Genomic DNA, 20,382 nt, shown 5'->3' with positions numbered 1-20,382 from the left:
TTCCCATTTAAATAACGAATGGCTTATCTACTTGCATGAAAGCTGAGAATTTCATAGAAAAAAGCGCCCTATTTTGTCAGGGCGCTTTTTTTACTGTATTGAAATTTACTTGAAGACACTTGTACTATGAAGCGGCTGGAGTTTGGATTTCGGATCTAGATAAGCTTTTGCATTGTTAATGGCCGTTGGCGCTTCGCCAAATCCGACAGCAATCAATTTAACTTTCCCTTCATACGTTGCAATATCGCCTGCAGCGTAAATGCCTTCAATGCTTGTTTCCATCTTGGAATTGACGACTACTGAGTTTTTTTCCATTTCAAGGCCCCATTCTTTGATTGGGCCAAGAGATGTGATGTTTCCGTAATTGACAATAACGTGGTCAACTTCCAGACGTTCTTCGTTGCCTTCTTTATCAATGAGGACCAATTCGCGGACTTGGCCATTATCGCCAACCAGCTCTTTTACCCCAAAAGGTTTTTTGACTTCTACTTTTGATTGCATAAGCACATCGATATTTGCTTCATGCGCTGTCATTTTGTCCCGGCGATGGCTTAACGTTACATGCTCCGCTACGTCTTCAAGCATCATCGCCCAGTCCACTGCAGAATCGCCTCCGCCTAAAACAACCACTTTTTTATCGTGGAACATCGCCAAATCTTTTACTCCATAATGCAATGTTTTGCCTTCAAATTGCTCCGAGCCATCAATGCCTAATTTGCGTGGTTGGAAAGCTCCGACACCAGCTGTAAGCAAGATCGATTTTGTGTAATGCAAGCCTTTATCCGTCTCAATAACAAAAATGTCACCATCGCGCTCAACTGTTGCCACTGTTTCTTCCAGACAAATAGCTGGGTCTCCGTAGTTTGCCTGAACCACTAGGTTATCGACAAGGTCTTTTGCTAAAATTTTTGTAAATCCGCCAATATCGTAAATGAACTTGTCAGGGTACAACTCTGACAGCTGGCCGCCAAGCTGAGGCAAACTATCCAAAATCTTTACTTTCATTTTGCGCATACCGCCGTAAAAGGAAGCGAACAATCCTGTTGGCCCGCCTCCGATAATTGTAATATCGAAAATTTCACGTTCTTCCATTTATAACACTCCTAATTTTAATCAATACCTATATTTTAGCACAATCCCCCCTATTTCTCGCTATTGGACTTATGACGGAAACCCGAAAATTAAAATATGTTTAGCTGCCTTAAATTTCTGCAAGTTGCTCCAGCTTTCGGTACACTAAGAGTACTAGAAGGAAGGAAAGGATGAATCAAAATGGACTTAGGATTGAAAGGGAAAATAGTGGTAGTCATGGCTTCAAGCAAAGGGTTAGGAAAAGCAGCTGCGATGGAATTTGCTAAAGAAAACGCTACCGTCGTCATTTCAAGCCGCAGCCAGGAAGCATTGAAACTGACAAAAGAAGAAATTCAAAAGCGTACAGGCAACAGCGATGTCCATCTGCGTATTTGTGACATGTCCAAAGAACACGATATTCTATCGCTTTTTCAATTCGTCATCCAGAAGTTCGGGCGCATAGATGTACTGATCAACAACACAGGCGGACCAAAAGCCGGCGGGTTTAGCGCAGTTGACGATTCTGACTGGTACAATGCGTTTGACCGGAATCTCTTAAGCTATATCCGGACGGCACGCGCAGTTCTGCCCCATATGAAGAAGCAGCAATTCGGACGCATTATTAACATCTCCTCTTCTTCCACTAAAGAAGTAATCGACGGATTAATCTTATCCAATACGTTTCGTGCCGGAATGGTCGGATTCTCGAAAACATTGGCGCGCGAAGTTGCAGGCGATAATATCATGGTCAATACAATTGGTCCCGGGCGCATCGCTACTGACCGGGTGGCGGAGCTGAACCAACTCGCGGCAGACAGACAGCAAGTGCCGATTGAAAAAATCATCCAAAAAAGCGAATCAGAAATCCCTGTCGGCCGGTTTGGAGATCCCGAAGAATTTGCTAAGATTGTGGTCTTCCTCGCTTCTTCTGCGAACTCTTACTTGACCGGCCAATCGCTCGTAGTTGACGGCGGCCTGCTTAAAGCTTTGTAGTAAACGTAAGATTATACACAAAAGCTAAAAATCGATATACTGGAAAATGAACCAACTAAAAAGGAGATGTTGAAAATGGCGAAAAAAGGCCACATCCATATGGAAAATGGCGAAAAGATCGAATTCGAACTTTTCCCGAATGAAGCACCAAACACAGTAAAGAACTTTGAAGAACTTGCAAATTCCGGATTTTATGACGGGGTTACCTTCCACCGTGTTATTCCTGGTTTCGTTTCCCAAGGCGGCGACCCAACTGGCACTGGTGCTGGCGGCAGCGGCAAAAACATCAAATGTGAGACTGAAGGCAATCCGCATAAACACCAAGCAGGCAGCCTTTCAATGGCACATGCGGGCAGAGATACTGGCTCAAGCCAATTCTTTATCGTGCACGAACCACAACCGCACCTTAACGGCGTGCATACAGTTTTTGGCCAAGTAACTTCAGGGCTTGAAACAGCTAAAGCCATGAAAAATGGCGACAAAATGACTAAAGTTCATGTTTTTGACGAAGAATAAAACGAAAAACCGGCTTGGATTCAAATCCAAGCCGGTTTTTTTAATGATTTTATGATTATGGAAAATGACCATACTATACAAGTGAAAAGAAAGGCCAATGCGTAATGAGAAAGCCATCAACTTTTACCGCTTACCCCATTTGCAATTTCCCGCTTTCTTCGCAGCCTCATAAAGATCCTGAAATTGTGCACCAATGTTTTAAATACGGCATAGGCCGGAATAGCAACCAAGAGGCCGATAAACCCATAAAGTGCTGCCGACACCAGCAATAATAAAATAATTGTCAGAGGATGGATGTTCAAACGGCTGCCCATAATATTCGGAGTCACTAAATTCCCTTCCAGCTGCTGCACGACTAAGAGCACAATAAGCACCTTCAGTGCCATAAAAGGTTCCGGGCTGATCAATGCAACAAAAAGAGCAGGCACGACACCAATCATTGGACCAAGAAATGGCACAATATTAAGGAACATTGCAAATACTGCCAGCGTGAATGCATATTCGAGCCCAATAATTATGTATCCTATATACATTAAGACTCCCACTACCACCGCTACAATAAGTTGACTGACAATATAAGTAGAAAGAGCCTGATCGGCATCTTTCAACACTTTTCTGCCTTCCAATCTCCGGTCTTCCGAAAGGTATTTCATTAGATGCGGGACCAACTTCTCGTCATCCCTCAGTAAAAAGAACAAAATAAACGGAACGATGATCAAGACGAGAGCCACATTCATGACCATCGTTGCAATATCCACCACATCTTGCATTAATCCATTCGATAAATTTTCAACATACCCAAGTGCCTGGTTTTTCAATTCTCTTCCTGAAACTCCGGCAAACTGAACTTTCGAAAGGGCGTTTTCCGATTCCTCTGTTACTTCCTCTACTCGTTCCGGCGCAAGTTCTGCTAAGCTTTCAACTTGGGTTTTTATTAATGGTCCAAGAAAATAGACGGATGTTGTGATGACAAGAGCCACAAGCATGAATAAAACAATAATTCCAGCGTGCTTTGGCATATATCGCATCAACAACCTAAGAAAAGGCCGAATGATGTAATACAAAAGACCGGCAATAAGAATAGGGGCAAAGATTGTTGCGATAATAATTTTAAAGGGCAACCATACATAATCGATTCGCCCAAGAAAAAATAAAATAATAGCGATAAGAAGGACTCCTGTTGCGTATTCAAAAAACGGTTTTCTTATCCACATTCCCTCTACCTCCTTTTTATGGCGTTCTTAATAAAATTCATCAAAAAAGAGCGAAAGCAAGGCTATCATCGCTTCCGCTCTTTAAAGGCTGGTTACTTATCCTCTTCCAGTTCGCGCATTTCCCGATGTGTCTGCGGAAAGCCGTTTGCTTGCCATTCATCACGGTAAGCACTGTCCAATTCCGTCAAACCTTTTTCTGCAGGATCCACATCCGCATCCGGGCTTTCACGCTTATCGACTTCCTGGCTATTGCGCATATCTACATCTTCTGCAACGTGCACTTGTTTTTTTGCTTGAACCGCCCGAAAAACAAAAAAACCGGCTGCTGCAGCTAAAGTACTTCCTATCACTGTGTTCATTGTTGAATTTTTCATCTAAATCCCTCCACATATATAAACTTTATAATTCTTCTCTTTCTTTCTATACCCTAATAAATCTATTTTTAATTACAAAAACAAAAGATTTTCAATTCAGCTACCCTTCAATTGCTGTAGCGCCTTTTCTTCTGCCGGTATCCTGACCAACAACAGCAGCAAGGCGTTTGCTATCGTGAATATTACAGCGGTGCGCCATGCTCCAAAAATCATTGGTAAGGAAGCGATTTCCAAAGCGACAACTACGTAATTCGGATGAGGAATCCACCGGTAGGGGCCACTTTTCACTTTTTCCGCTCCAGGAAGCACAAGGATTTTTGTATTCCAAAAACGCCCTAAGGAAGACAAAGCCCAGATGCGTAAAATTTGCGCGATGATAAAGATCAATAAAAAGAAGAGCCAAGATCCACTTCTCTCTGCTCCCGTATACATCACTTCCCAAAGCAAGGAAGCGAAAAAGAGCACATGGAGCAGGACAATCCACTTGTAGTGGGAAGCTCCCGCTTCAATGGCGCCTTGTTGTTTCATCCTTCGCTCATTGGACTTGGCATATACAAGTTCAAACAATCGCTGCAAAATAACAAAGCCGAAGACGATCCAAAAAAAAGTCATTGACCTACTTCTCCCCATTCAAGCCAAAGCATTTCCGAGCTGAAACCGGGACCAAGGGCCGTCAATAGCCCCTCTTCCCCTCGGTTTGGCTGTTGTTCTATAAATTCCTTGAGAACATAAAGCACCGTCGGCGAAGACATATTGCCATAGTTCGCCAGCACATTTCTGGAGATGTCCGTTTTCTCATTGGAGATGCCGAGAGATTTTTCGTAAGCGGCCAATACTTTTTTTCCGCCAGGGTGAGCAACGAAATGAATGATATCCGAAGAAGTTTTTCCAATTTTTTCTAAGAAGAGATCCACATTGGGTTTCAGCCACTTTTCGATGATTTTGGGGATGTCTCGAGAGAAAACGACGTGAAGGCCCTGATCCTTTACGTCCCAGCCCATCACATCTTCCGAATCTTGCATCAACGTTGATTGGGTTTCTTTAATGAAAAAACCGGCTCCTGAAATTTGAGCCCGCTCTCCTGTTACAAGAGCGCATGCGGCTCCGTCCGCAAATAACGAAGTTCCAATCAGATTGCTTTTTGAAGTATCAGATCGCTGAAACGTCAAGCTGCATAATTCGATGCACAATACGAGCACTTTCGCATCAGGATAAGCGCGGCAGTAATCATGGGCACGGCTAATTCCGGACGCCCCTCCTGCACAGCCTAACCCCCATAGAGGAATCCGCTTGATATGAGGCGGCAACCGCAACTCATTCATGATCCGCGCATCGATTGTGGGCGTCGACATACCGGAACTCGAGACAAAAATAAAAGCGTCTATTTCGTCTTTTTGCACACCTGACTCTTCCAGGCAACGAGAAACGGCGCGGCTACCCATTCGCACCGCCTCTTCTACATACCGTTGATTTTTTTCCTCAAGTCCATGCTCTTTTTCAAACCACTCGGGCGGAGCTGCAAAATACCGCCCTTCAATCTGGCCATTGCCAAAAACCCGCAGCAGCCTTTCAATGTCTTCGTAATGTCCGCCAAAAAGATTTCTTACGACTCTTACAGCTTCTTTTTGATCGACATAATAAGGTGCATTTTCAATGACCACATTCCGAATAAATGACATCCGACTTCCTCCTTTTTCTTTTCGGGATAAAAAGCCATCCTTATAAAAGGACGGCTTGCCGGCTTGTTGTTATAAAAAATGAGTCTCCGCCGCTTTAACATGTTACCCCCAAATACCCTGCCCATAAAAAAGTTAAACGCTTAGGGTGTTTCTGTTTGCATCTGTTCAATCACTTTAAGCGCTACCCCTCTAGCGGATGCAGGATTTTGGCCTGTCACAATTTTTCCGGACACCACCACACATTCCGTCAGCGGAAGTGGAGCTTGCTTAAAAAGAACACCTTGTTCCTTCATAGTCTGTTCAAGCGAGAATGGAATATAGCTGTATAACCCCATCAGTTTTTCTTCCCGGTCAGTAAATCCGGTGACCACATGTCCGGAAAGAAGGGGGCGCTCACCTGTCAGATGCACATTTAACAAGCCGCTCGGCCCATGGCATACCGCTGATACAATTCCTCCGTTTTTGAAAATGGTTCTAGTCAACTCCTGAAGTTCACTGTTATTTGGAAAATCCCACATAGTACCGTGTCCGCCGGTAAAGTATATGGCATCATATTCATGTCCATCAACTTGGCTTGGAACTAAAGGCTTTTTCAAGTGGTCCATCAAGCTGTCATCCATATAATAATGACGCGTTTTTTTATTGGTCAGAACAGCCAGCAGACTTCTCGGGTCAATCGGCACCCGTGCCGGAGCCGTGCTGACGATATCAACTTCAAATTCATTTTTCACTTCATGATAAAAGTCCGTCAGTTCTCTCAGCCACAACCCCGTCATCTTCCCTGGAACTCCTAGTGAAGCATGATTCGTTACCGCGATTAAGATTTTTTTCATGCTAATCCCCTTTCAGCCGAATAAGTCCTTTTTCTTCGTATTCCCTTTAAGCTGAAAGTTAGTCATTGCCGGTTCCACTACGGATCAAAAACCGGTTTAATTAAAAAAGACAGAGTCTATAGGCTGTTGCCGACTCTATCCTTCAAATTTAGCGGTAACAGCTTCAAGTAAACCAACCAAGCTTTTTTCGAATTTCTCATTGTCTTCCGGCCGGCGTTTTTTCGGGCCTTTCATACGGCCTCCCGCTTGGCGGATTTTTTTCGCTACATGCCGGCCATGAAGCAGCTGATTAATATTTTCTTCTGAATAAACACGCCCATTTTGATCAATAGGATAGCCCTGTTTCGCTAAGACCATAGCCGCCAATCCATAATCCTGCGTGACTACTACGTCGCCTTTTAGGACCCGATTAACTAAAACAAAGTCGACCGCGTCCGCTCCTTTAGAAACAGTGATCGTTTCCGCCCCTTCCCGCTGCATGTCATGGGCGGTATCACACAATAACAGGACTGGCAGCCCAAAGCGTTTGGCCGCCGCAATGGTCTGATCCACCACTGGACATCCATCAGCATCAATTAGAATTTTTGACATTAGCTTTCCGCCCCTTCGCTCATCTCATCCAACAGTTTTTCTGCCGCCCGTTTGTACAAATTGCTTGTATGGACCAATGAAGCGATTAAAAGCACTCGCTCAAATTCTTCCATTTCTCCGGCTTCCTGCATCTGCACGGCCACTTCTTTTTCCTGGCGTTCAAGCTCATTGGCAAAACTTGCAATATTGCCTTGTTGGAGGTGCAAGTAGCTTGCGTAAAATGGCTGCAAATCCAAGTCCTTTTGAACAGCTTTTTCATTGATGCCATCAAGCACGCCTTTAATATCATTTATCGACAAGACACTTTTCATTTGGTAGATCAGAGAGATTAACATAACGTGATTGCGGGAATATTTTTTATTATGAAGCGGGTAAAAGAGCTTTCCTTTGGCATAATTATTGATCATTGTTTTGGTCAAAATTTTTTCCTTTTCGTTTCTCTTGGATTCGGCAAAACCTGTTTCAAACAATTGGATTACTTGATCGATGTATAAATCGATTTTTGGAATGTCTTCTATTTGAATCTGATTTTGGAAATCCTTTTTATCAATGGTTCCTTTATAATTGTCCAATTGTCCACTTCCTTGCGTGTTGCTTGATATTCAATAGTTTAACTTATCATTACAAATTCTCCAAGCTTGACTACTGAATTGCATACATATATCATCATAAGTAGTTTTAATAACTACATAAAGCGAGGAGCATATTAAATGACTACATATATAAGAGAACCTTTTAATGCATTATCCCATTTAACTGGGGCTGTTCTATCGTTTATCGCATTTTGTGCCATGCTACTAAAAGCTGCATATGCCAATGCTCCAGGTTTGCATGTAGCAGCCGTCATGATTTTCGGGATCAGTTTAATGTGCCTTTATTCTGCTTCTGCTATTTACCATGCAGCGATTGCCACACCAAAAACAATAGCTTTTCTTCGGAAACTTGACCATTCGATGATTTATGCATTGATCGCAGGCTCATATGCCCCATTTTGTTTGATTGCTCTTGGCGGAACGGTCGGCTGGGTAGTGTTTGCCTTTGTGGCTGTACTTGGCATCAGCGGCATTCTTTTCAAAATGGTTTGGTTCCACTCTCCGCGTTGGCTTTCAACTGCACTTTACATTGCCATGGGCTGGATCATCATTTTCGCCATTGTGCCGCTTGCTGCCAGCATGTCGCTTAGCGGGTTGCTTTGGTTAGTGGCTGGCGGGCTCTTTTATACAATTGGCGGTATCATTTATGGATTAAAACCTAATTTTTTATCATCCATGTATTTAGGTTTTCACGAGATTTTCCATATCTTTATTTTGCTTGGCAGCCTATGCCATTTCATTGCCGTTTACTTTTATGTTTTAGCTTAAAAATAAAAAAAGCCTGTTCTTCTCAAGCAAGGTAGTGCACCCCCAAAGTTAGAGTCCAAATCTAACTTTAAGGGGTCACTACCAACAAGAAGAACAGGCTTTTTTATGGTTAGCCTTCGTATGTTTCCAATGCGCGCATTAAATTGGCTTGGACTTTGACGTTTTTGAAATCGACGCCAAGTGTTATCGCCGTTTGGGCGATTTCAGGACGAATGCCGGAAAGCACCGATTGAACGCCGATTATTTTTAATGACGCCATCAATTGGAACAATTGCTGCGCCACCATCGTATCGATAATTGCCACTGCCGATAAATCGATATACAACGTATGGAGCTGTTGCTTTACTCCTTGCTCGAGTGCAGTCTCCATAATGACTTTAGCTCGGTGGGTATCAATATCGCCGACAAGCGGCAAAATTCCCACTCCTTTTTTAATGGGAATAATCGGACTGCTCAGTTCGTTGATCATGGCTTGTTGGCTGGCCAAGATTTTTTGGGTTGCTTCGTAATGACGAATAGCAAAACTTTCAATAACATAGTCAAAAGCATGGTTTATCGCTTCGCTCCAACGTAATGCATCCTCACTTACAGCATTAGGGTTCTCTTCAAAGAATTTCCGGACAAAGTCCCAGTAAATGCCCCTGAAAATCCGCAGTTGGGCAATTACTTCGTGAAGCGGAACTGCTTGTTGGACCCGCTCTTGAGCGATTGCTGAAATCCAATCTTCGATGGAGTGGCCATATTCTTCTCTTTCTTGTATAAATACCAAAGAAACTGCTTCGATGAATTTTGCGTTCTGTACTTTCAGCCGTTCTTCCATTTCTATCGCCACATTTTTCGAATAAGGGGAGCCATCTGCTTTGCTTCGCTTGTCGAGCCACTCCTCCGTCAGATTGCATTTATTTTGAATCATAAACTCATATAATTCCCTGCTGATTTGGCCCATTGCTCATAATTCTCCTTTTTCATTGTACTTTCATAGTAACAGAAAAGCCTTCTGAATAAACAGAAGGCTTTTTTTTCGTTTAGTTTTCGGAAGTCTTGTGGTTAATCATCGTCCATTTGTTGTAAAAAATGATAGCAATCCTAATTGCCGTTAAATTAAATGAACAGCAACAATTCCAAGCGATTTGCTCGCCGCCTCTTGGATTCAAGAGAGACGCCCTACCGGACCGGCCATGAAGACTCCCTAATTTCACCGTTAAATCAAGATGCCCCGTTTTTTCGCCTCAAATAATAGTTCTTCGCGGAAGTTTGGATGTGCGATGCCGATCAGGCGTTTCGCGCGTTCGGAAAGCGACACGCCGTGAAGGCGCGCAATGCCGTACTCTGTCACAATATTATCAACATCATTTTTCCCGGTTGTCACAACTGAACCGGGAGCCAAATCAAGTTTTATGCGTGAGATGGAATCGTTTCTTGCAGTCGACTGCATGCAGATGTAACCTTTGCCGTTTTCCGCAAACCGGACGCCTCTAGCAAAATCAATCTGGCCGCCGCTCGACGAATAGTATTTGCCGCCTACCGTTTCGGAAGCGCACTGTCCGAACAAATCCACTTCAGTTGTGGCGTTGATCGATACGATATTTTTCTCTTTAGCAATTTCACGGGGATCATTCACTAAGCTAACAGGAAGAAATTCGACTCCCGGATTATTGTCGATAAAGTCGTATAATTTTTTAGTTCCATAGGCGAAAGTCGCAATGATTTTGCCGGGATGCGTAAATTTCCGGGTTCCGTCCACTGCCCCCGCATTCACCAGATCCACAATGCCATCTGGCAGCATTTCGGTATGTATTCCTAGATGGCGATGATCTTTCAGCATGCTGATGACTGCATTTGGCACTGAGCCGATGCCAATTTGCAGTGTATCTCCGTTTTTAATATCTGCAGTTACCGATGTGGCGATTTGAATGTCCTTTTCACTGATTTGAGAAGATTTTTCTTCGATCAATGTCGCATTATGTTCAATATAGCCTGCGATTTGGCTAATATGGATTTGATTGCGACCATAAGTTCTTGGCATTTGATTGTTTACTTCCAATACAAAAGGAACGGTACCGATAAATTCAGCTACGTAATCCGCCTGCGTTCCTAATGTGAAATAGCCATGTTCATCCATTGGGGAAGCGACAGTCATAATCATCGACATTTTCGTTATTTTTTTCAGCATTCTTGGAACTTCATGAAAATTATTCGGCACAAGCTCCAATTTTGCTTGTTGGTACACTTTTCTTGTTGCTCCACTAAGAAAATAGGATACGTGTTTCAGTTGTTCGAACTGACCTTCAATATACGAACGAGGACGCAAAGCCAACATTTGGTGTATAGCTACACCACTTAATTTATCTGCATTCTCCTCCAATAAATCAAGCAACCGAATTGGTTCTCCGTTTGCTATTGGAATGATGATATCCGCTCCCGGTTCAATCAAACTGATCAAATCTGGAACACTCAATTTTTTGGTCATTCAACTTCCACTCCCATCTCTGCTACTATTGTTAAATTCTATCATATTTCCCTTTGCTTTCTGAGCCATTGTCCTGCTTTTTATGAAAAACGAAAAGCCGTCATTTTCGCTGACGGCCTTGTTGTATGATGCTAAAAATGATCCCTCCTATACCAAACGCAGCCATCAACCCCCACAAGATTAGCAAGGTGACTGAACCTGCACCTGGAGAGCCTTCGGAATTTGCGAAAAGCTGGAGACTGAAAAAAGCTAGGCAGATCACTGTAATTACAGAAAAATAAATGATGCGGCCTTTGAAGCTGAAATTTCGCATAGAAAAAACTCCTTTAAGCGGTTTGCAGATCATGATCGAGCATTCTTAGATTCTAAATGAATTTTCGTCCAGACAAGCGTAAAAAGCAAAAATAATTCGAACCCGTTGGTTGCTGCAGAACTGTTAACCGGTATAGGGACTGCGCTTCCGATGACCATCACGGCCGAACCAATTAGCATCCACTTCCAACCTGTTCGTTTCCATAGTATTGCCCCCGAAAAGATGAGTACGGCCGTCAAAAGCAAGACCATAATTGGAGGTCCTGTTGCGGGTTCTGCTGAGACATAACGCAAAACTCCATATTCGCTTGCACTTTTCAACGTGAGATTGGCTGTTTCAAAAATGTATTCGATTACGACAAGCCCGAGCGTGTATAAAACGGTAAAAATTAAAACTGCTTTTTTCTCTGCCCATTCCACGCCAGCCCATTTTAACGCGCTCCATGAAAACAGCACGAGTGTCGGCGTCAAGAAAGCATGGATCCAAAAGCGCGGCACACTTAACGCCTGAAGCAGCTCTCCTTCTCCTATAAACTTGCCGAGTGCAATTATGCCATTGTCGTAAACAAGCCCAAGCACTACCGCAAAAAGAAATGACATCATATTCCATTTTTTCTGTTGGCTTAAGCCCCATATCAGCAATATGAGATAAGCCGCCGTAAAGAAAAAATAAAGAAGTGTATCCATGTTTTCTCCTTCCAGAACCATCTGTTACTTTTGTCATTCACTATTCAGGAAGGATTTAAACACCAAAAGCTTACTTACTTATCGAAACAGCTTGTCACTTAAGCAAAAAGCGGGTTTGGCTATACCCCTCTTTCGACTTTTTCACTTCCAAAATTGCCGGAATAGCCGCTTTCAATTCCTGGACATGAGAGATAACGCCAATCATTCGGCCGGACTTTTGAAGATCAATCAGCGTTTCGATGGATTTGTTCAGTGACTCTTCATCCAGGGAACCGAAACCTTCATCAATAAACATGGTGTCGATCGCTACTCCTCCTTGGAAGCTTTGAATAACATCCGCCATGCCAAGTGCAAGGCATAGGGAAGCATTGAACTTCTCACCGCCCGACAAGGTTTTAACATCACGAGTTTGTCCAGTGTACGAGTCGTAAACATCGAGTCCCAGACCGCTTTGTTTACCGCGTGCTTCCTGGCGGTCGCTGCGGATCAAATAAAATTGGCCATTCGACAAGTCTTTTAAGCGCTCATTGGCTGAATGGATGATTTGCTCCAAGTACTCAATTTGCAAGTAGCGTTCAAATGAAATTTTCAATGGGTTCTGACCACGAATCATATCGTGCAAATCGGCAAGCCGGTTCATTTCCTGTTCTGCTTCTGTTGCTTGTTTAGTAGCTTGTGCGATCTTATTGATCAGAACCACCGCTGTTTTCTCAAATTCTTTAGAATGATTCAGCTCGGCAAAAGCTTGTTCGTAAACGCGCTTTAATTCAGCAAGCTCTGCTTCAAGTTCAACCGTATTTGTCTTTTCTTGCCCCGAAAGCAAAATTTCCATCTCTTTTACTTGTTCAACTAATGTATGACGGCTTTGCTTGTAGGTTTCTACCGCTTTTTTCAACGCTACTTGCTCGGTTTCTCCAAGTTTTGCTTGCAGGTAAGCCGCTTCCGATTCGAACGCCGACTTTTGGAGCGCTGTGAAGAATTGCTGCCCAGCCTGGTCCCTTTTGTTTTTTGTTTCTGCCGCTATATTTTCGGAGTGCTCGAGCGCTACAGCAGCAGAAGCTTTGCCTTCTTTTGCAGTCTGGAACCGCTGTTGGGATTGGACCCATAATTTTTCAAGCCGCTCTTTTTCAGCAAGAGCTAAACGGATGTTCTGTTGCAAAACAGCAAGCGTCCGTATTTCTTCAGGAATTGACAACAGCTGCTGTTCGAAAACAGCTGCCGCTGTGTCAAACTCTGCCCGCTGTTTTTGCATGAATGCCATCGTCTCTTCTTTTTGCCGTTCCAGCTGTTCAACTTGCCGTACGGATTGCCCAAGAGTTTCTTTAAAAACGCGCAGTCTCTGCTTGTCTTTTTGCAATTCTGCGACTTCCGCATCCAATTCTTTTCTGGCCGCTTCAAGGCTTGCGTATTCTTCTTCTGCCAATTCCGAAGTTAACCCGAATTTGCGCGCTTCTTGTTTTTTATTGTCCACTTGTTCAGTAAGTGCCATGAATCGTGCCGACGCATTGCGGAATTGATTATCCACTTCGACAAGTTTGGACTTTTCAAAATCAAGCTGCTCTTTCGATACCGTTGATTCATGTAGATTCCCCGTTTTGTTCGGATGCTCCAGACTGCCGCATACCGGACAGGCTTCGCCTTCATGCAATTGCTCAGCAAGGACACGCGCTTGGTCCGCAAACCAGCTTGATTCCAGCTCCGCGTATTCCGCAGCAGCCACCTGATACAATTCTTCCATCGCCCGGCTTTCCTTTTCCTGTTTTGTGCAGCTCACTTGTGCGTTCAGCAACTCAGCTGCTATGCGGCACTTGTCTTTCAGTTCGGTCAATCTGGCGGTTTTCTCGTCAAATACTTCAACTTTTTGTTCCAGTTCTGCTACTTGCAACGCTAATTGGTTATAGACTTGTTTTTCAGTCTGCCATTTTTCTTCGGCTGATTTCGCACCGGTTTCCGCTTGTTTTGCCAGTACCTCAAGGCGAGTAAGTTCCGCCCTCTTTCCGTCCAATTCTTGTACAGCAGGCAACTTGTTTTGCAGCTCAAGAAGTTGGATCCGGATTTGTTCCCGCTCGCCCTGCCGCTTTTCCTGCATCAAATATTCCGCTTCTGCTTCTTGCCATTCTTCCAAAGCGGCTTGCGCTTTTGTCCGTGCCGCTTTTGCAAGATCCCGTTTCTCAGCTTCATTGGTTTGCAGCTCTTTATAGAAGTTTTCTAATCCTTCGATCAAACTTGCACGTTCTGCATGCTGCAAGCGCCGCTCTTTCTCTTCATAAGCTGGAAGGTCTGCGGTCAGCCGCTCTAAACGTTCTTCTTTTTCCGCCAGCTCGGCAAAGCGATCGTTCCATTGCCTTGCTTCATGGAAAAGCTGTTGCTTCATCGTATGCTGTTGATAAGCAGTTTGATATGCCGCTTTATCCACATCAATCTTTTCTTTATAAAACTTTGTTTCTTGTTCAAGAGCTGTTATTACTTGATGGACATTGTAGTGGTCGCGTGTAAGCAATTCGAAAATGGCTGAATCCCGCTTTGGCAGCGAAGATGCTATGCTCCGGATATGGCTGCCTAGAATCTGCTCTTCCAGCTGGAACGCTTTGGCAGCCACGTCTTTTTTTTGCTTTAATCGTTCGCTAATCATTTTGTATGGTTCAGTCTTGAAAATTTTGCGCAAAATCTCTTCTTTGTTGTCAGTTTCCGAAGTTAACAGCTTACGGAATTCGCCTTGTGGCAGCATGACGATCTGGCTGAACTGGTTTTGGGTCAGACCGATGATTTCTTCCACCCGGCGGTTAATTTCCGAAACAATCTGGCGCTCTACGCACGGTTTTTCGCCGCCATCGCATTTCTCGAAAAATTCATAGCGTTCACCGGTCGGGCTTTTGTTGCCTTTTTTAACATGGCTCATCTGGCGTAAAATCCGATACACCTTATTATGTATCTCGAATTCCATTTCGACGCATGTATGCGTTCCGTCATCTGCAAAATCGCTGCGCAAAATCCGCGATTCGCTTCGGTCCGACCCGCTAGCAGATCCGTAGAGCGCAAAACAGATGCCATCAAAAATAGTCGTTTTCCCTGAACCGGTGCTGCCTGAAATAACAAACAGCTGATTGCCCTGCAAATCGGCAAAATCAATCACTTCCGTTTGCTTGTATGGCCCGAACGCAGTCAGTTTTAACTTTAAGGGTCTCATACGTTCACCCCTTCTTTTTTATCGCTTTCTTCATTTAAAAATTCATTCAGCACATCTTTGAAAATCTCTTCTGTTTCTTTTGAAGCCGCCTCGCCTTTCACTTCTTCATAAAACGCTTTGAACAATGACAGCGAATCCATTTTCCGGCGGGCTCCTCCTGTAGCGCCCTGAGAAGCAGTGCCGATAAAGTTCTTTCGCTCCACGTGCATGGCGTTCGGATAAACCGAACGGACTTTTTCCATCGGATACAAGATTGGTGCATCATCCAACAGTTTGACAAAAACAAAGTCTTCGTTGAGTTCATGCTTCAAGATTTCATCCATTGTACCTTCAACCGTCCGCATATTCCGGTTCGGTCTAAATAAACGCTTTTCAACCGCCACTCCGCCGCTGGCATCCATTTCAATAACAAGAAAACCTTTTTGGTGATTTTCTTCTGAAATCGAATATTTCAAAGGAGATCCGGCATAACGGATGGTCTCATTCAATACATAATGAGCTTTGTGCAAATGGCCAAGCGCGGTGTAATGAAAAGCTTCGAAATGATGTGCAGCGACATGTTCAGCTCCGCCAATCGACAGTGGACGCTCCGAATCGCTCGTATTACCTTCCTGTTCGCCATGCGGCGTCACGAATGCATGGCCGACAAAAATGTGCCGGGCAGCCGAATCAAGCGACTTCTTAATATTTTCCGTGATTGCCTTCATAGCATCGTTATGCGAACGGACTTCTGGAGTTTCAAGCGTGTACTTGACCATTGAAGGATCGGTATACGGGACAAGGTGAAAATGAACTTCTCCATGCTCATCTTTTAAGACGACCGGCGTGTGTTCTTTTTGCACATGCCCCGCGATGTGAATATTGTTCATCTTCATGATGCGGCTGCCGAAATTCAATCGCCCCGGACTATCATGGTTTCCAGCTACGGCAAGCACCGGTGTGTTCAATTCCAGAACGATCTTGGCAAGCACTTCATCAAGCAGATTGACCGCTTCTGTCGGCGGCACTGCCCGATCATATAAATCTCCTGCAATGATAACAGCATCGGGTTGTTCTTCTTCTATGGCGGCAATCAATTGATTCAAGACAAAACGCTGTTCTTCTGTCATGTAGACCCCTTGGATCAGCTTGCCTAAATGCCAATCGGCAGTATGAAAAATTTTCATGGTTTTGCTCCTTTCCAGGGTTAAAAGAATATATGTTCGTTCCATTATACACGAAATCCGTTTGCTTGTTTCTCCTTAGATTATGGTTTATAATAAGAACAAACGTTCTATTCGAAGGAGTGAAAATCATGAAAGCACAGGTTCTCAAAGCATTTAAACATCAGCAGCTGATCGATATGATGTATATGGCAAACGACGGTTCTATCAGCAAACGCCGAATCAAAATCCTGAAAGTGAGTGGCGATACATTCCAGGCCTATTGCTTTCTGCGGAACAAGAAGCGCACGTTTAAAGTGGAGAATGTGCTTTCATTGATTCCGGTAACGCGGAAAGAACGCCTTATTATCTAATCCGTCTCCCAAGTATGTTAAACTGAAAGAAATGGGTGTCGGAGGGATTAACATGAGATTGACTGTTTATCTGGCTGGTGAAATTCACAGCGCGTGGCGTGAAGAACTCAAAAAGAAATCATTGGCATTAAGGCTCCCTGTTGATTTTGTCGGGCCGATGGAAGACCATGAGCGTTCGGACAGTATCGGCGAGGAAATCTTAGGGAAACAACCCAATGCGTTGGCTAAAGACATGACTGCATCTAGCTTCAACAACTTGCGCACCGGTGTTTTGATCCATAAAGCGGATCTGGTCATCGCTTTTTTCGGCGAACAATATAAACAGTGGAACACTGCCATGGATGCCAGTTCCGCCATTGCAGCAGGCAAGCCGCTGATTATCGTCCGCCCTGAAAAATTGCATCATCCGTTAAAAGAGTTGTCCCGCAAATCCAGTGCTACCGTTGAAACCGTTGATCAAGCACTTAAAGCTTTGTCTTACATTTTCGAATAGAAAACACGGCCATCTTTAGGATGGCCGTGTTTTTTGCTTGTCTGGATTATTCACAGTTACAAGTAAAATATGCTCCATTAACCACAAAATACGACTTCAATGAAAGTTTTAGCTGCTCGAGACATGAAAAAGCGCTGCATCGCTTTGCTAGCTTCGTCGCAATAAAAAACCAAAACTTATTGCTCCTGCATCGCTTTGCTAGCTTCGTCGCAATAAAAACCAAACTTATTGCTCCTGCATCGCTTCGCTAGCTTCGTCGCAATAAAAACCAAAACTTATTGCTCCTGCATCGCTTCGCTAGCTTCGTCGCAATAAAAAACCAAAACTTATTGCTCCTGCATCGCTTCGCTAGCTTCGTCGCAATAAAAAACCAAAACTTATTGCTCCTGCATCGCTTCGCTAGCTTCGTCGCAATAAAAAACCAAAACTTATTGCTCCTGCATCGCTTCGCTAGCTTCGTCGCAATAAAAAAAACGTCCTTAAGGACGTTTTTTTTATTGGTACCAGCTTCCTACAATCGGGTAATCGAAACGGTCGCCGTTCAATGCTCTGATGATGCCGAGGATCGGGACAATAACTGTCATGATTCCGAAGACGATTAACATCGGGATACCGATCAAGATAACGGTCAGCAGCGATGAAATAAAGATTAGGACTCCCATGGCGATTTGGAACAATAGGGCCTGGATCGACAGCTTCTTCACTTCCTGGTCATACGTGATGAGATACACGAAAATCGGCACTAAAAACGGAGCAAAAAAGGCACTGGCGTGGACAAGCACTTTTAATCCGGTATTTTGCATTTGTTTCATCTCCAGTCATTTTCTAATAACTATAATACGGCTGACTGGTCGAAAGGTTTCACGGTTTTATTCGCTAATCTGCAAAACAACTTTGCCGAATTGCTTTCCTTCAGCCAAGTAATCGAATGCTTCCTGGGCGTCTTCTAAACGGAACACTTTGTCAACAAGCGAATGCGTTCCGTGCTCTTCGATGTGGGAAAGCATGGCCCGCAGTTCATCCCTGCTGCCCATCGTTGATCCATACAGCTGGTACTGGCCATAGAAAAATTGGCGTAGGTTGAAATCTACATTGTCTTCGGTCGTCGCTCCGAAAATCACGATGCGTCCACCTTTTTTCAATACTTCAAGCGAGCGGTTAAAGGTTGCACGCCCGACGCTGTCGATGACTAGATCAATGGTTTCTTCAGCAAGCTCTTCCTTCCAATCGCTTGCTGTATCGATGGCAATGTCTGCCCCCAATCTTTTCGCCTGTTCAAGTTTTTCTTTACTTCTTGATGTCACGATGACTTTTGCTCCGGCATTTTTCGCAAATTGAATAAGATAGGTTGCCACACCGCTGCCCGCTCCAGGGATAAACACTGTGTCCCCTTTTTTTAGCTCGCCTTTTGTAAAAAGTGCACGGTAGCCGGTCATCGCTGCCAACGCCAAGGAACCTGCCTCTTCCCAAGACAAGTAATCCGGTTTTGGCTCAATTTGTTCTGCAGACAAGGCGATTTTTTCGGCAAAAGTGCCATGATCCGGCATACCGAGAATATCAAAACCTTGTGGAGGCGCATCACTATTGTCATACCAGCGAAGTGCTGGATTGATCAACACTTCGTCGCCGACAGAAAATCTGCTGACCCCTTCTCCAATCACTTCAATAATCCCTGCCCCATCAGATCCGATGATAAGCTCTTCCGGGCGATCACCATAACGCTTCGGCAACCCCAAATCCCGGCGGTTAAGCCCTGCTGTCTTTAATGCGACGACCACTTCCCCGGCTTTCGCTTGTGGTTCATTCATATTTTTCACTTTCAATTTCCCAGATTCGATGACAAATGCTTTCACTTGCTTCAACCTCCTAGACAAGTTGTTTACTGAATAACTCCAATTGTTCCATGCTGATAATGTCCCTGGAAAACAGCGGAATGAAAATGAGTTCCTGTTTAGGGAATGTTTTGCGAATCAATTCGAGGTACTGCTGCTCGTACTTTTTTCTTTCACGCAGAAATTCGCCATCTGCTTCTTCGGGCAATACTTTATTGATGATAAGCGTATTAACATGCAGATGGTATTTATGCAGCAACTCGAGAGCCTTCTGTGTTTCCAAAATCGGCAGCCGTTCCGGGTTGAGTACGAAAATAAAGCCAGTTTCGCTTTCGTCAAGCAACACTTCCCGTGCTTTTGAAAAACGCTCCTGCCGTTCCCGCAGCACATCGTAGATCGGGTCTTCCCTCGGTTCGCCATCATTCAGCAAAGCCGTATAATTTGCATTCGTTTTGCGTCTTTTCTCAAGCAACCCTTCAATCCAGACACCCATCAGTTCCGGCAAAGTCAATAGACGGATTGTATGCCCTGTAGGTGCTGTATCAAATACCAGTTTATCGAAGTTTTGCCGTTCTTCCAAAATGATATGGATAAGTTTATCAAACAGTGCCGCCTCATCAGCTCCAGGAGACGCTTTAGCTGTATCAAGCTGGCGGTTCACTTCTTCCATCATGCTCGTATGGACGGTGCCTTTAATATTCTCTTTGACCCCTTTTATGTACTTTTCCGTCTCGATTTCCGGATCGATTTCCAGTGCATAGAGGTTCTCCGCAATCTTTTGCGTTCTGCCACCGATTTGCTGATTGAAAATATCACCGACATTATGAGCCGGATCTGTAGAAATCAGCAAGGTCTTATAGCCATTCTTTGCGGATTCCCATGCAATGGCAGCGGCTGATGTCGATTTTCCAACGCCACCTTTGCCACCGACAAAAATTATGCTTTTTGATAGAACGTCCATTTCTCCGCCTCACTTCTTTCTTGCCTAACAGCAGCGGATGCCGCTTAAAGGGGATTTTTCCATGCCCATCCGTAAGTGCCAATCGTGAAATTCCTCAATCATATACGGATATAGCTCCAATGTATAATAATAGGCAGGATTTGGAATGCCGAGCATCTCTGAGTACAGCATCAGTAAAAACAAATCGTCTTCAGCGCGTAATTCACGTGCAATTTCGGTGCGGTGCGGCAGTTCCAATACTTCTTCGTAATAGGCGATGAGTTTCTTCAGCTTATCCAGCATGTCTGCACGC

General features: G+C 44.1%; 23 protein-coding genes. 5 read left to right on the top strand and 18 right to left on the bottom strand.

Translation table 11 applies throughout. From position 1 onward, the window contains the following. Positions 1 to 105: 105 nt before the first annotated feature. Positions 106 to 1,092, bottom strand: coding sequence for an NAD(P)/FAD-dependent oxidoreductase (locus tag B0H99_RS08475; protein ID WP_106533214.1), 987 nt, complete (start codon positions 1,090 to 1,092; stop codon positions 106 to 108). A gap of 180 nt (positions 1,093 to 1,272) precedes the next feature. On the opposite strand from B0H99_RS08475, the gene B0H99_RS08470 reads away from it, so the two are divergent. Together B0H99_RS08470 and B0H99_RS08465 are read left to right on the top strand one after the other, a co-directional pair. Then, on the top strand, positions 1,273 to 2,064 hold the full coding sequence (locus tag B0H99_RS08470; protein WP_106533213.1) for an SDR family oxidoreductase: 792 nt from the start codon (positions 1,273 to 1,275) through the stop codon (positions 2,062 to 2,064). Between the two features lie 75 nt (positions 2,065 to 2,139). Continuing rightward, complete coding sequence (locus B0H99_RS08465) at positions 2,140 to 2,580, top strand: peptidylprolyl isomerase (protein ID WP_106533212.1); 441 nt, start codon at positions 2,140 to 2,142, stop codon at positions 2,578 to 2,580. Between the two features lie 116 nt (positions 2,581 to 2,696). Here the strand turns inward: B0H99_RS08465 and B0H99_RS08460 are convergent, their stop codons facing one another. From B0H99_RS08460 to B0H99_RS08430, 7 genes are all read right to left on the bottom strand, one after another. Continuing rightward, entirely contained in the window at positions 2,697 to 3,794 is a 1,098-nt protein-coding gene (locus B0H99_RS08460) for an AI-2E family transporter (protein ID WP_106533211.1), read from the bottom strand. A gap of 92 nt (positions 3,795 to 3,886) precedes the next feature. After that, positions 3,887 to 4,168, bottom strand: a complete 282-nt coding sequence (locus B0H99_RS08455) for a hypothetical protein (protein WP_106533210.1) — start codon at positions 4,166 to 4,168, stop codon at positions 3,887 to 3,889. Positions 4,169 to 4,264: 96 nt separating this feature from the next. Then, positions 4,265 to 4,780 carry an isoprenylcysteine carboxyl methyltransferase family protein gene (locus B0H99_RS08450; RefSeq protein ID WP_106533209.1) on the bottom strand — a complete coding sequence of 172 codons (516 nt, stop codon included), beginning with the start codon at positions 4,778 to 4,780 and terminating at the stop codon, positions 4,265 to 4,267. Beyond that, entirely contained in the window at positions 4,777 to 5,847 is a 1,071-nt protein-coding gene (locus B0H99_RS08445; RefSeq protein WP_106533208.1) for a type III polyketide synthase, read from the bottom strand. The genes B0H99_RS08450 and B0H99_RS08445 overlap by 4 nt, the downstream gene beginning before the upstream one ends. Positions 5,848 to 5,987: 140 nt before the next feature. Continuing rightward, entirely contained in the window at positions 5,988 to 6,680 is a 693-nt protein-coding gene (locus B0H99_RS08440; RefSeq protein WP_106533207.1) for a type 1 glutamine amidotransferase domain-containing protein, read from the bottom strand. Between the two features lie 135 nt (positions 6,681 to 6,815). Beyond that, the gene (locus tag B0H99_RS08435; RefSeq protein WP_106533206.1) at positions 6,816 to 7,271 is read right to left on the bottom strand and encodes a YaiI/YqxD family protein; all 456 of its coding nucleotides are present in this window, start codon (positions 7,269 to 7,271) and stop codon (positions 6,816 to 6,818) included. Further along, complete coding sequence (locus tag B0H99_RS08430; protein ID WP_106533205.1) at positions 7,271 to 7,843, bottom strand: DUF1836 domain-containing protein; 573 nt, start codon at positions 7,841 to 7,843, stop codon at positions 7,271 to 7,273. The genes B0H99_RS08435 and B0H99_RS08430 overlap by 1 nt, the downstream gene beginning before the upstream one ends. A gap of 138 nt (positions 7,844 to 7,981) precedes the next feature. On the opposite strand from B0H99_RS08430, the gene trhA reads away from it, so the two are divergent. Then, positions 7,982 to 8,632 carry a PAQR family membrane homeostasis protein TrhA gene (gene trhA, locus B0H99_RS08425; protein ID WP_106533204.1) on the top strand — a complete coding sequence of 217 codons (651 nt, stop codon included), beginning with the start codon at positions 7,982 to 7,984 and terminating at the stop codon, positions 8,630 to 8,632. A gap of 109 nt (positions 8,633 to 8,741) precedes the next feature. On the opposite strand, the gene B0H99_RS08420 is transcribed toward trhA, so the two are convergent. From B0H99_RS08420 to B0H99_RS08395, 6 genes are all read right to left on the bottom strand, one after another. Then, complete coding sequence (locus B0H99_RS08420) at positions 8,742 to 9,578, bottom strand: STAS domain-containing protein (RefSeq protein WP_106533203.1); 837 nt, start codon at positions 9,576 to 9,578, stop codon at positions 8,742 to 8,744. A 255-nt stretch (positions 9,579 to 9,833) separates the two neighbouring features. Then, positions 9,834 to 11,102, bottom strand: coding sequence for an acetyl-CoA hydrolase/transferase family protein (locus tag B0H99_RS08415; protein WP_106533202.1), 1,269 nt, complete (start codon positions 11,100 to 11,102; stop codon positions 9,834 to 9,836). Between the two features lie 100 nt (positions 11,103 to 11,202). Then, on the bottom strand, positions 11,203 to 11,415 hold the full coding sequence (locus tag B0H99_RS08410; RefSeq protein WP_106533201.1) for a hypothetical protein: 213 nt from the start codon (positions 11,413 to 11,415) through the stop codon (positions 11,203 to 11,205). A 29-nt stretch (positions 11,416 to 11,444) separates the two neighbouring features. Next, entirely contained in the window at positions 11,445 to 12,101 is a 657-nt protein-coding gene (locus tag B0H99_RS08405) for a hypothetical protein (protein ID WP_106533200.1), read from the bottom strand. Positions 12,102 to 12,195: 94 nt separating this feature from the next. After that, entirely contained in the window at positions 12,196 to 15,288 is a 3,093-nt protein-coding gene (locus B0H99_RS08400) for an AAA family ATPase (protein WP_106533199.1), read from the bottom strand. After that, on the bottom strand, positions 15,285 to 16,454 hold the full coding sequence (locus B0H99_RS08395) for an exonuclease SbcCD subunit D (RefSeq protein ID WP_106533198.1): 1,170 nt from the start codon (positions 16,452 to 16,454) through the stop codon (positions 15,285 to 15,287). Before B0H99_RS08395 ends, B0H99_RS08400 begins: the two co-directional genes overlap by 4 nt. Positions 16,455 to 16,582: 128 nt before the next feature. On the opposite strand from B0H99_RS08395, the gene B0H99_RS08390 reads away from it, so the two are divergent. Both B0H99_RS08390 and B0H99_RS08385 read left to right on the top strand, forming a co-directional pair. Further along, complete coding sequence (locus B0H99_RS08390) at positions 16,583 to 16,804, top strand: transcriptional regulator (protein ID WP_106533197.1); 222 nt, start codon at positions 16,583 to 16,585, stop codon at positions 16,802 to 16,804. A 52-nt stretch (positions 16,805 to 16,856) separates the two neighbouring features. Continuing rightward, positions 16,857 to 17,297 (top strand): YtoQ family protein, encoded by a 441-nt coding sequence (locus B0H99_RS08385; RefSeq protein ID WP_106533196.1) that lies wholly within the window; start codon positions 16,857 to 16,859, stop codon positions 17,295 to 17,297. A gap of 494 nt (positions 17,298 to 17,791) precedes the next feature. On the opposite strand, the gene B0H99_RS08380 is transcribed toward B0H99_RS08385, so the two are convergent. The 4 genes from B0H99_RS08380 to B0H99_RS08365 form a co-directional block, all read right to left on the bottom strand. Then, positions 17,792 to 18,100, bottom strand: a complete 309-nt coding sequence (locus tag B0H99_RS08380; protein WP_106533195.1) for a DUF4870 domain-containing protein — start codon at positions 18,098 to 18,100, stop codon at positions 17,792 to 17,794. Positions 18,101 to 18,166: 66 nt separating this feature from the next. Next, on the bottom strand, positions 18,167 to 19,150 hold the full coding sequence (locus tag B0H99_RS08375; RefSeq protein WP_106533194.1) for a zinc-binding dehydrogenase: 984 nt from the start codon (positions 19,148 to 19,150) through the stop codon (positions 18,167 to 18,169). Between the two features lie 13 nt (positions 19,151 to 19,163). Then, complete coding sequence (locus tag B0H99_RS08370) at positions 19,164 to 20,090, bottom strand: ArsA family ATPase (protein ID WP_106533193.1); 927 nt, start codon at positions 20,088 to 20,090, stop codon at positions 19,164 to 19,166. A 24-nt stretch (positions 20,091 to 20,114) separates the two neighbouring features. Next, entirely contained in the window at positions 20,115 to 20,372 is a 258-nt protein-coding gene (locus B0H99_RS08365; RefSeq protein WP_036810625.1) for a cory-CC-star protein, read from the bottom strand. Positions 20,373 to 20,382: the final 10 nt, after the last annotated feature.

This window comes from Planomicrobium soli (genome assembly GCF_003014655.1).
Lineage (GTDB): Bacteria > Bacillota > Bacilli > Bacillales_A > Planococcaceae > Planococcus > Planococcus soli_B.
Note: the sequence above shows the minus strand (reverse complement) of the source record. Positions and strands in the feature narration are given on the sequence as shown.